This window comes from Citrobacter sp. wls619, assembly GCF_005281345.1.
GTDB lineage: Bacteria > Pseudomonadota > Gammaproteobacteria > Enterobacterales > Enterobacteriaceae > Citrobacter.
This window is the reverse complement of the sequence record NZ_SZXJ01000095.1, coordinates 498,714-509,273: the sequence shown is the minus strand read 5'-3', so window position 1 is coordinate 509,273 and position 10,560 is coordinate 498,714. Positions and strand designations below refer to the sequence as shown.

General features: G+C 51.3%; 10 protein-coding genes. 4 read left to right on the top strand and 6 right to left on the bottom strand.

The window, feature by feature from the left end:
• A partial coding sequence (locus tag FDX19_RS25360; protein ID WP_212734721.1) for a hypothetical protein occupies positions 1-186 on the top strand: 186 nt, incomplete at its 5' end.
• A 145-nt stretch (positions 187-331) separates the two neighbouring features.
• Here FDX19_RS25360 and FDX19_RS19730 read toward each other — a convergent pair.
• The 5 genes from FDX19_RS19730 to aspA all read right to left on the bottom strand — a co-directional run bounded on the left by FDX19_RS19730 (position 332) and on the right by aspA (position 5,955).
• A complete protein-coding gene (locus FDX19_RS19730; protein ID WP_101743244.1) occupies positions 332-907 on the bottom strand; it encodes a transcriptional regulator in 576 nt (191 codons plus the stop codon).
• A gap of 36 nt (positions 908-943) precedes the next feature.
• On the bottom strand, positions 944-2,653 hold the full coding sequence (locus FDX19_RS19725; RefSeq protein ID WP_137384023.1) for a protein-disulfide reductase DsbD: 1,710 nt from the start codon (positions 2,651-2,653) through the stop codon (positions 944-946).
• Positions 2,629-2,976, bottom strand: coding sequence for a divalent cation tolerance protein CutA (gene cutA / locus FDX19_RS19720; RefSeq protein ID WP_003025447.1), 348 nt, complete (start codon positions 2,974-2,976; stop codon positions 2,629-2,631). The genes FDX19_RS19725 and cutA overlap by 25 nt, the downstream gene beginning before the upstream one ends.
• Positions 2,977-3,101: 125 nt before the next feature.
• Positions 3,102-4,403 (bottom strand): anaerobic C4-dicarboxylate transporter DcuA, encoded by a 1,302-nt coding sequence (gene dcuA, locus FDX19_RS19715; protein ID WP_137384022.1) that lies wholly within the window; start codon positions 4,401-4,403, stop codon positions 3,102-3,104.
• A 115-nt stretch (positions 4,404-4,518) separates the two neighbouring features.
• Positions 4,519-5,955, bottom strand: a complete 1,437-nt coding sequence (gene aspA / locus FDX19_RS19710) for an aspartate ammonia-lyase (protein WP_048212919.1) — start codon at positions 5,953-5,955, stop codon at positions 4,519-4,521.
• 337 nt (positions 5,956-6,292) lie between these two features.
• On the opposite strand from aspA, the gene FDX19_RS19705 reads away from it, so the two are divergent.
• A complete protein-coding gene (locus FDX19_RS19705) occupies positions 6,293-6,772 on the top strand; it encodes an FxsA family protein (RefSeq protein ID WP_005120978.1) in 480 nt (159 codons plus the stop codon).
• Positions 6,773-6,818: 46 nt separating this feature from the next.
• Here FDX19_RS19705 and yjeH read toward each other — a convergent pair whose 3' ends face one another.
• Positions 6,819-8,066, bottom strand: a complete 1,248-nt coding sequence (gene yjeH / locus FDX19_RS19700) for an L-methionine/branched-chain amino acid transporter (protein WP_137384021.1) — start codon at positions 8,064-8,066, stop codon at positions 6,819-6,821.
• Between the two features lie 275 nt (positions 8,067-8,341).
• On the opposite strand from yjeH, the gene FDX19_RS19695 reads away from it, so the two are divergent.
• Complete coding sequence (locus tag FDX19_RS19695) at positions 8,342-8,635, top strand: co-chaperone GroES (RefSeq protein ID WP_005120976.1); 294 nt, start codon at positions 8,342-8,344, stop codon at positions 8,633-8,635.
• A 43-nt stretch (positions 8,636-8,678) separates the two neighbouring features.
• Positions 8,679-10,322 carry a chaperonin GroEL gene (gene groL, locus FDX19_RS19690; protein ID WP_137384020.1) on the top strand — a complete coding sequence of 548 codons (1,644 nt, stop codon included), beginning with the start codon at positions 8,679-8,681 and terminating at the stop codon, positions 10,320-10,322.
• Positions 10,323-10,560 lie beyond the last annotated feature (238 nt).

Below are 10,560 nucleotides of genomic sequence, written 5' to 3'. Positions count from 1 at the left end.
GCTCTACCGACTGAGCTATCCGGGCAACGGGGCGCATTAAACCGTATTCACGCATGCCAGTCAATCAAATTTCCGGAAAAGCTGCTCAAACGCTTAATATTACGGCAATCTGTGCGTTTTTGCCTGAAGTTTGCACAAATTTCCCTGGTAATCCAGGTGGAAGGAGGCGCAACCATGGTGACATGAAGTTGCGGGATATTGCGTGCTAAGTACGGTGGTTTCTGCTGATTCCAGCTGCGTGGATGCATGGTAAGACAAGGTGAATAACCGGGTATTTCGCACCACCGTGAAGATGGTGCGGTTTTAGCCGTGGCAGGAAAGGAATGCGCGTTTAGGTCAGCGCCCCGCCCATACGACACTGAGCAAAACGCAGGATATCTTCGGCCAGACGATGTGCTGTTTCTACATCAGCATGGCTGCGATTAACCAGCATGCGACTCAGGCAGCCCTCCAGCACCAGTTCCATCTGTTTGGCGACCATTGCCGGGTCATCAACTTCCAGCGTCGTCAGCAGCTCATGTGTGAAGTCATGTGCAGCCTTTTTCTGCTGATCGGCCAACTGATGGACAGGATGGCCTGGATCGGGGTAAAACGTGCAGGCAGCGATGAACAGGCAACCGGGATAGCGATTATTACTCACGCATTCGGACAGCGCGTTATAGCGTGCCAGTAGTTTCTGCTCAGCGCTCAGCGTGTCATCCAGCAAAAGCTGACGCCGCCAGATATCCACCCGTTGGCTGAGGTAACGCAAGGCATCGTACAGAATGGCCTCTTTATCAGGCCAGAAGCGTTGCAGTTCATCAAGCGGATAATTGACATGCTCTGCCACCATTTCCAGTGTGGTATTGGCTATCCCTTGAACCTCAAGTAATTTCAGGGCTTCTCCCAGGACATCTTCACGTTGCACGGTATTCTCCTCCGTATTTCCTTCTGCAAGTGTCGCTCACGGTTGGCGATCGCGCAAATGCGCACTAAAGGTTGCTGCATCCATAAAGCCCGTTACCCGCGCTTGCGGATGTTCTTTACCCTGGGCATCAAAGAACAGGATGGTTGGCAGCCCTAATACCTGTAAATGTTTAAGAAGTGCGACATCTTGTGCATTGTTTGCGGTGACATCTGCCTGCAGCAGCACCGTATCGCCCAGCGCTTGTCGCACCTGCGGGTGACTGAAGGTGTACTTCTCGAACTCTTTACAGGCAACACACCAGTCAGCATACAAATCCAACATGACAGGCTTGCCTCTGGCTCGCTCCAGCGCCTGATTTAACTCGTCCACCGATGTCACTGGGGTGAAGTTCAGGTGCGTCTGGGGTTGGTCATGCGGTGCGCTGAATGCCCAATCCTGTAATGGTCGTACGCTTACCAGTGCGGCGGCTAACAGAATGATCTGCACGATACGCATCCAGCCTTGTTTTGCCTGCAGACTGGTGATGAACGCCCAGGCAAAGAATGCCACGCCAAGCAATGACCACAGGCGAATGCCCCACTCATCACCGATAATCCGTTCGAGTAAAAAGACGGGAAGCGCAAGGATGACGAAACCAAAAGCGGTCTTGACGTGTTCCATCCATGGGCCACTTTTCGGTAGCAGGCGGTTACCAAATACGGTAATCAGAATCAGGGGTAATCCCATCCCCAGCGCGTACAGATACAGCGTGCCGCCTCCCAGCCACATATTCCCGCTCTGAGCGATATACAGCAAAATCGCGCTCAGTGGTGCCGTAGTGCAAGGGGAACAGATGAGGCCTGCAATCGCCCCCATTGTAAAGACGCTGCCCGGAGAACCGCCCTGCTGGCGGTTACTCATCAATGTCAGGCGCGTTTGCAGTGAGGAAGGGAGTTGTAATGTGAATAAGCCGAACATCGACAGAGCCAGAAGCGTGAAGACAATGGCAAGCCCAATCAATACATAGGGATGCTGTAGCGCGGCCTGAAACTGTAGTCCGGCAGCCGCAACGACCAGGCCCAGAGCAGTGTAGGTGAGCGCCATTCCCTGTACGTAGATAAAGGTCAGCAGCAGCGCCCGCCCGGTTGATAAGCGTTGTTTACCGCCGAGTACGATCCCGGAAATCAGTGGATACATCGGCAGTACACAAGGGGTAAAGGCAATGCCAATCCCGATCAGCAATGCCCACAGTGCGGAAAAGGGGAGCTGGGCGGCTGGCTGTGATTGTTCTTCCGGCGCGACTGTAGCAGACGTTGGTGCTGGCGTTGCATTTGTACGCGCCATGACTTCACTGAGTGGAACGGTTTTGGTTTCCGGCGGATAGCAAAATCCGGCATCGGCACAGCCCTGGTAAGTGACGGTCAGCGTTGCACCAGATGCGGCCTGATTGATGGTTACCGGAACGTTCAACTGCTTACGGTAAATTTCACTTTTGCCGTAAAACTCATCTTCGTGCCAGACACCTGGCGGTAGCTTTACCTCGGCAATATCAGCCTGAGACGGCGTAATGCTTATCTGTTTGCGGTACAGGTAGTAGCCGTCTTTTACCTGCCATGAGAGGTTCAGGTCATGTTGGTTTTGCTGAAAATCAAAAATAAATGCCCGGTCGGCGGGGACAAACTGCGAGCGGCCAGGCGAATCAAATAATCCGGCAAAAGTGGATGTGCTGCATAGCAGCAGGATCAGCGTAAGGATGCGTTGAGCCATGAGCGGTAATCAAAGTCTCCGTGAGTGACGGGTAAAACCAGAAGTTCAGGGGTTTGATATGGATGATGAGACTTCAGGCAATCGAGAAGCGCTTGCTGGTGCGTGACGGTGGTTTTTAAAATCATCTGGACTTCATATTCCTGCTCCAGCTTACCCTCCCAATAATAGAGAGACGTAGCACCGGGCAGCAGCGTCACGCAGGCGGCCAGTTTTTCTGCCAGTACTTTGGCAGCCAGATCCTGGGCTGTTGCTTCATCCGGGGCGGTACAGAGCACCACAACGGTATCGGGGATGGAGATATCCTGACTCTTAACATCAAGCATAAACACCTCGAAAGAACAGAGTAACCAGCAAGAGAACGGTAACTATACAACGGACGAGGGAAGGATGTTAGTTAAAGCGAGGCGGGGAGGAACTGCGGGATGCATAAGCACCCCGCAGGTAAAACTTACAGCATGAAGCTACCCAGCAAGAAGCCGAAGCAGACAGCCAGTACCACACCCAGAGTACCTGGGATGAAGAACGGATGGTTAAAGACGAATTTACCGATACGGGTAGTACCGGTGTCATCCATCTGAACCGCCGCAACCAGAGTTGGGTAGGTAGGCAGAATGAACAGACCAGAAACCGCAGCGAAAGACGCTACAGCGGTCAGTGGAGAAACGTTCAGTGCCAGAGCCATCGGCATCAGTGCTTTAGCTGTTGCAGCCTGAGAATACAGCAGAGCAGAAGCAAAGAAGAAGATGACGGCCAGCAGCCATGGATGACCCTGAATTACGCTACCTGCAGTATCTTTGATCCAGTCAATGTTGTGAGATACGAAGGTATCACCCAGCCATGCAACACCCAGGATACAAATACAGGCGCTCATACCTGCTTTGAAGGTGCTGGAGTTCAGGATGGAGTCAGTTTCAACGCGGCAGACGATTGTCGTCAGCGTCGCGATGCTCAGCATGATGATCAGAATGGCGTTGGTGGTGTTCATCAGCGGCTTAGCAACCAGACCAAGGCTTGGGCTGTTGACGATGGCGTAAACGACGACACAAACTACGCCCAGCAGGAACAACCATACGGAGGTTTTCGCACCGGCTTTGATTTCAACTTGTCTTTCACCGCGCAGCTCAACCAAACCTTCTTCCAGACGCTTGCGATAAATCGGATCGTCAGACAGTTTGGAGTTGAACAGCATGGTGACCAGGAAAGACATCACCAGCACAGCCAGCAGGGTGGACGGAATGACCACTGACAGCAGGTGAATGTAGCTGATACCATGACCTTCCATTACGGAAGACATGTAAACCACGGCCGCAGAGATAGGTGATGCGGTAATCGCAATCTGTGCAGAAACCACAGCAGTAGAGAGCGGACGGCAAGGTTTGATCCCTTGCTCCTTCGCGACTTCAGCGATAACTGGCAGCGTTGCCAGAGAGATGTTGCCGGTACCCGCGAAGATAGTCAGGAAATAGGTCACGATCGGTGCAAGGATCGTGATGTATTTCGGGTTCTTACGCAGCAGTTTTTCAGTTTGATGGACCAGATAGTCCAGACCACCTGCAATCTGCATGGCAGAGATAGCAGCGATAACCGCCATGATAATGGAAATAACATCGAACGGAATATTACCCGGTTTTACGCCAATAGCGGCGAGAACCAGAACACCCAGCCCACCTGCAAATCCAATACCGATACCCCCAAGTCTGGCACCCAAAAAGATTGCCAGCAAAACGATGATAAGTTCTAAAACTATCATATTAGCCTTCCTTGTTGTTTAACAAGTTGATATTAAATTGTTGTTTTTAAGTAACTTAGTGCAAGAAAAAAGGCACGTCATCATGACGTGCCCTCTCTGGTACTACCCTACACGATTACTGTTCGCTTTCATCAGTATAACGTTTTGCTTTATAAGCCGGGTGCATCAGGTTCTGTGCAGAGAAGATATCGTCCAGTTCTGCCTCGGTCAACAGACCGCGCTCCAGGACAACTTCACGCACGCTCTTACCGGTTTCGGCACAAATTTTACCGACGATATCGCCGTTGTGGTGACCGATGAACGGGTTGAGGTAGGTGACGATACCGATGGAGTTATAAACGAATGCTTCACACACTTCTTTGTTAGCAGTGATGCCGCTAACGCATTTTTCCAGCAGGTTGTAGCAAGCGTTGCTCAGAATGTGGATAGATTCGAACATGGCCTGGCCGATAACCGGTTCCATTACGTTCAGCTGCAGCTGACCTGCTTCAGATGCCATGGTAACAGTGACGTCGTTACCGATGACTTTAAAGCACACCTGGTTTACCACTTCTGGAACAACCGGGTTCACTTTTGCTGGCATGATGGAAGAGCCCGCCTGCAGTTCCGGCAGGTTGATCTCATTCAGGCCGGCACGTGGGCCAGAGGAGAGCAAACGCAGGTCGTTACAGATTTTGGACATTTTCACAGCCAGACGTTTCAGTGCACCGTGCACCATAACGTATGCGCCGCAGTCGGAGGTGGCTTCAATCAGGTCTTCTGCCGGAACGCAGGCGAAACCGGTCACTTCAGCCAGTTTTTGCACTGCCAGCGGAGAGTACTCTTTCGGTGTGTTCAGACCCGTACCGATTGCAGTTGCGCCGAGGTTAACTTCCAGCAGCAGCTCAGCGGTACGGCCAATGTTTTTCACTTCTTCTTTCAACAGTACGCTGAAAGCACGGAATTCCTGACCGAGGGTCATCGGTACAGCATCCTGCAGCTGGGTACGACCCATTTTCAGGATGTCCTGGAATTCAACAGCTTTTTGCTCGAAGCCTTCACGCAGCTGGTTCAGAGCATCAATCAGTTTGATGATGGATGCGTAAACAGCGATACGGAAACCGGTCGGGTAAGCGTCGTTGGTAGACTGACATTTGTTGACGTGGTCGTTCGGGTTCAGGTACTGATATTCACCCTTCTGGTGACCCATCAGTTCCAGACCGATATTGGCCAGCACTTCGTTGGTGTTCATGTTGACGGAGGTACCCGCACCACCCTGGTAAACATCTACCGGGAACTGATCCATGCATTTTCCGTTATTCAGGACTTCATCACACGCCGCGATGATGGCATTTGCCACGCTCTTAGGAATAGTTTGCAGCTCTTTGTTAGCCAGTGCCGCTGCCTTTTTAACCATTACCATGCCGCGAACAAATTCAGGAATGTCACTGATTTTGTTGTTGCTAATGTAGAAGTTTTCAATCGCTCTCAGAGTGTGAACACCATAGTAAGCGTCCGCTGGAACTTCCCTGGTACCCAACAAGTCTTCTTCGATACGAATGTTGTTTAACATGTGAACCTTCTTTTTCAAGCTGCCAATGATTTGACTAAACACACAGGATATATGTGATTTCGATTGTTTCTCGACCGACGATTATCCCCTGCATCGGTCTGATACCCGAGATCATATGCTGGTTCAGGATTTCTACCGTAATCTGGATCACTTAAAACGTGGAATTTACCCCTTATTTATTATTCTGTGAAATAGATCACCCCTTTAGGATTAACACCAAATATTAGTGTACAAGTAGCTTGAAATTTTGCTAATCACCACAATATTAAGGTGATGCAAGTCACACAATTTTCGAGCAGTTGTTGGTGAAAACGACTGTTTTCAACAGGAGAGCCCTTTGCGCTGGATACCATTACTTGCCATTTTTCTCTATGTTTACATAGAGATATCTATTTTTATCCAGGTTGCCCATGTGCTGGGTGTCCTGATGACCCTGATTTTGGTTATTTTTACCTCGGTTATCGGTATGTCTCTGGTTCGTAACCAAGGGTTTAAGAACTTTTTACTGATGCAACAGAAAATGGCAGCAGGTGAAAGTCCGGCTGCAGAAATGATCAAGAGCGTGTCGCTGATTATCGCCGGCTTGCTGTTGGTGTTGCCTGGTTTCTTCACCGATTTCCTCGGTCTTCTTCTTTTATTACCCCCGGTGCAGAAACATTTGACTATGAAGTTGCTGCCACATTTGCGTTTTTCGCGTATGCCAGGTGGTGGATTTAGTGCCGGAACTGGCGGTGGTGATACCTTTGACGGTGAATTTCAGCGCAAAGATGACGATCGTAACCGTCTTGATCATAAAGATGACGATCGCCGTGACTGACCCAGTAGGCCCGGTAAGCGTTCGTGACACCGGGTCTTTTTACTGATTATTTGGCCTCCGCCATTTTCCGGCTCGGTAAAAATAGCCATAACCCCGCCAGCATAATCAACGCATACAGACTCTTCCAGCCGACCATCGCCAGCAGCAGTAGGCACAGTAGCCCCCCCACTATCGCCAGCGCGCGATAATGCCCTTTCAGTAATCGACATCCCGCCAGCATGCACAGCAGATAAATCATAATAAAGATGCCGTTGGCGTAGACGATTAACGCATCGAGATTGATTTGCAGCATATAGATGCACAAGGTACTGATGACGCAGCAACCCAATACTGCGTTTAGCGCATTGCCCGGAAGATGCCGAGGGGACAGGCGAGCCAGATAGCTCTCCGGTTTATATTGTGCTTGCGACCACACCAGACGGGCGAAACTTTGGATATAAATGTTCAGGCTGGCAAAACAGGCCAGATAACCAATGATGCAGGCCACCCACAGAGCCTGAACGCCAAACAGTTGGACGACGATTTCAGGCAGCGATGCCGCTGCCGCCATCTGTTCACCGTAGGCATCAAAATGCAGCACCACGACGGTACATGCCCAGTACACGGAACCGGCCAGTAGCAGGCCAATCATCAGGGCGCGCGGGAAGTCCCGTTCCGGATTTTTGAATTCAGAGGCCAGGTGTGCGAATGCTTCAAGGCCAACAAAGCACCAGAACATCACCGACAGCGCGGCGAACAGACCGGGAAGCTCAATCTTGTCGATGGCAGGAAAGGGGATCTCACTCGGTTTCAACTCGCCAGCCCACCAGATGGCGACTATCAGCGCGACGATCAGTCCGGCAATCACCGTTTGCAGGTTAGCGCTGGAGCTGGCTCCCCGCGAGCCGATGTACCAGACCAGTACCAGCGTGCCGAGCTCTGCCAGCAGAAGCTGCCAACCATGCCAGCCAAACATCGCCTGGCCAAATCCGGCGGCGATGTGCAATGCCGCAGGTAACCCCACTGGAATTACCGATAAAAAAAGCCATCCGGTAACGCGCTCAAGCCGTGAGCCAAAGGCCATGCCGACAAAATGCGCCACGCCGCCTGCGCTGGGAAAATGGCGGCCGAGTACGGCAAAGACAATCGCCACCGGAAAAACTAAAACGATCAGCACCGGCCATGCCCACAGGCTGTTGTTGCCAGCAACCAGCGCGGCCAGTGCGGGGACGGCGAAAACGCCTGTACCTAACAATGATGTCGACAACAGGCCAACGCCCTGAGCCAGTCCCAGCTCTTGTTTTAGTCCGCTCATAAGTTGTTATCCGGTTATGCCCATGTACCGGGCTACAGCGCAGATTTTCGATGGTATCACAATCGAATTTGCTTATGACGACGCGACTGAAATCGTTATGAAATGTGAGGCGTGTCGGCGTTTTGACGGGATTTTCTGCTGATAAAAATTTTTTTTCGCTTGCCCCCTTGAAGGCGCAAAAGCCCATCCCCATCTCTCTGGTCACTAGCCGGGATACCGTTTACGGGCCGGCGTCACCCATAACTGATAAAGACTTTCTCAAAGGAGAGCTATCAATGAGTATTCGTCCGTTACATGATCGTGTGATCGTCAAACGTAAAGAAGTTGAATCCAAATCTGCTGGTGGCATCGTACTGACCGGTTCCGCTGCAGGTAAATCAACTCGTGGCGAAATCATCGCTGTCGGTAAGGGTCGCATCCTGGACAACGGTTCTGTACAGCCGCTGGACGTGAAAGTCGGCGATATCGTCATTTTCAACGATGGCTACGGTGTTAAATCTGAGAAGATCGACAATGAAGAAGTGTTGATCATGTCCGAAAGCGACATCCTGGCAATCGTTGAAGCCTAATCCGCGAACGACACTGAACATACGAATTTAAGGGAAAGAGAAAATGGCAGCTAAAGACGTAAAATTCGGTAACGACGCTCGTGTGAAAATGCTGCGCGGCGTGAATGTACTGGCAGATGCAGTGAAAGTTACCCTCGGTCCAAAAGGCCGTAACGTAGTTCTGGATAAATCTTTCGGTGCACCGACCATCACTAAAGATGGTGTTTCCGTAGCACGTGAAATCGAACTGGAAGACAAGTTCGAAAACATGGGTGCGCAGATGGTGAAAGAAGTTGCCTCTAAAGCGAACGACGCCGCAGGCGACGGTACCACCACCGCAACCGTACTGGCTCAGTCCATCATTACTGAAGGCCTGAAAGCCGTTGCTGCGGGCATGAACCCGATGGATCTGAAACGTGGTATCGACAAAGCTGTCGCTGCTGCAGTTGAAGAACTGAAAGCACTGTCCGTACCATGCTCCGATTCTAAAGCTATTGCTCAGGTTGGTACCATCTCCGCTAACTCCGACGAAACCGTAGGTAAACTGATCGCTGAAGCGATGGACAAAGTCGGTAAAGAAGGTGTGATCACCGTTGAAGACGGTACCGGTCTGCAGGACGAACTGGACGTGGTTGAAGGTATGCAGTTTGACCGCGGTTACCTGTCCCCTTACTTCATCAACAAGCCGGAAACTGGCGCAGTAGAACTGGAAACGCCGTTCATCCTGCTGGCTGACAAGAAAATCTCCAACATCCGCGAAATGCTGCCGGTTCTGGAAGCCGTTGCTAAAGCAGGCAAACCGCTGCTGATCATCGCTGAAGATGTTGAAGGCGAAGCGCTGGCGACTCTGGTAGTTAACACCATGCGTGGCATCGTTAAAGTGGCTGCAGTTAAAGCACCAGGCTTCGGCGACCGTCGCAAAGCAATGCTGCAGGATATCGCAACCCTGACTGGCGGTACCGTCATCTCTGAAGAGATCGGTATGGAGCTGGAAAAAGCGACCCTGGAAGATCTGGGTCAGGCGAAACGTGTTGTTATCAACAAAGACACCACCACCATCATCGATGGCGTGGGTGAAGAAGCGGCAATCCAGGGTCGTGTGACTCAGATTCGTCAGCAGATCGAAGAAGCAACTTCGGATTACGACCGTGAAAAACTGCAGGAGCGCGTAGCGAAACTGGCTGGCGGTGTTGCGGTGATCAAAGTCGGTGCTGCAACCGAAGTTGAAATGAAAGAGAAGAAAGCTCGCGTTGAAGATGCTCTGCACGCGACCCGTGCTGCGGTAGAAGAAGGCGTGGTTGCTGGTGGTGGTGTAGCGCTGATCCGCGTAGCATCCAAAATTGCTGGCCTGAAAGGTCAGAACGAAGACCAGAACGTGGGTATCAAAGTTGCGCTGCGTGCAATGGAATCTCCACTGCGTCAAATCGTTCTGAACTGCGGCGAAGAGCCGTCTGTTGTTGCTAACACCGTGAAAGCGGGCGACGGCAACTACGGTTACAACGCTGCAACTGAAGAATACGGCAACATGATCGATATGGGTATTCTGGATCCGACCAAAGTAACCCGTTCTGCTCTGCAGTACGCGGCTTCTGTTGCGGGCCTGATGATCACCACCGAGTGCATGGTTACCGACCTGCCGAAAGGCGATGCGCCTGACTTAGGTGCTGCCGGTATGGGCGGCATGGGTGGAATGGGCGGCATGATGTAATTTAATCTTCATACTTCAAGCCGCAGGTTCGTTGGCTGCGTTCGTTCACCCCAGCCACTTACTCATGTAAGCTCCTGGGGATTCATGAACTTGCCGCCTGCCTGCAACTTGAATTATTTGATTAGATACATATCTCGCGAAAAATGAGAAACCCTCGGGCAGAAATGTCCGGGGGTTTTTCTTTTGGTCATCTTTTTAGTATATGATTCAGCTACGGACATAAGGTCCAACTAATTGA

Coding starts and splice junctions, on each gene's coding strand:
- FDX19_RS19725 (WP_137384023.1), bottom strand. CDS start 2,653: ATGGCTCAACGCATCCTTACGCTGATCCTGCTGCTATGCAGCACATCC.
- cutA (WP_003025447.1), bottom strand. CDS start 2,976: ATGCTTGATGTTAAGAGTCAGGATATCTCCATCCCCGATACCGTTGTG.
- dcuA (WP_137384022.1), bottom strand. CDS start 4,403: ATGATAGTTTTAGAACTTATCATCGTTTTGCTGGCAATCTTTTTGGGT.
- aspA (WP_048212919.1), bottom strand. CDS start 5,955: ATGTTAAACAACATTCGTATCGAAGAAGACTTGTTGGGTACCAGGGAA.
- yjeH (WP_137384021.1), bottom strand. CDS start 8,066: ATGAGCGGACTAAAACAAGAGCTGGGACTGGCTCAGGGCGTTGGCCTG.
- FDX19_RS19695 (WP_005120976.1), top strand. CDS start 8,342: ATGAGTATTCGTCCGTTACATGATCGTGTGATCGTCAAACGTAAAGAA.
- groL (WP_137384020.1), top strand. CDS start 8,679: ATGGCAGCTAAAGACGTAAAATTCGGTAACGACGCTCGTGTGAAAATG.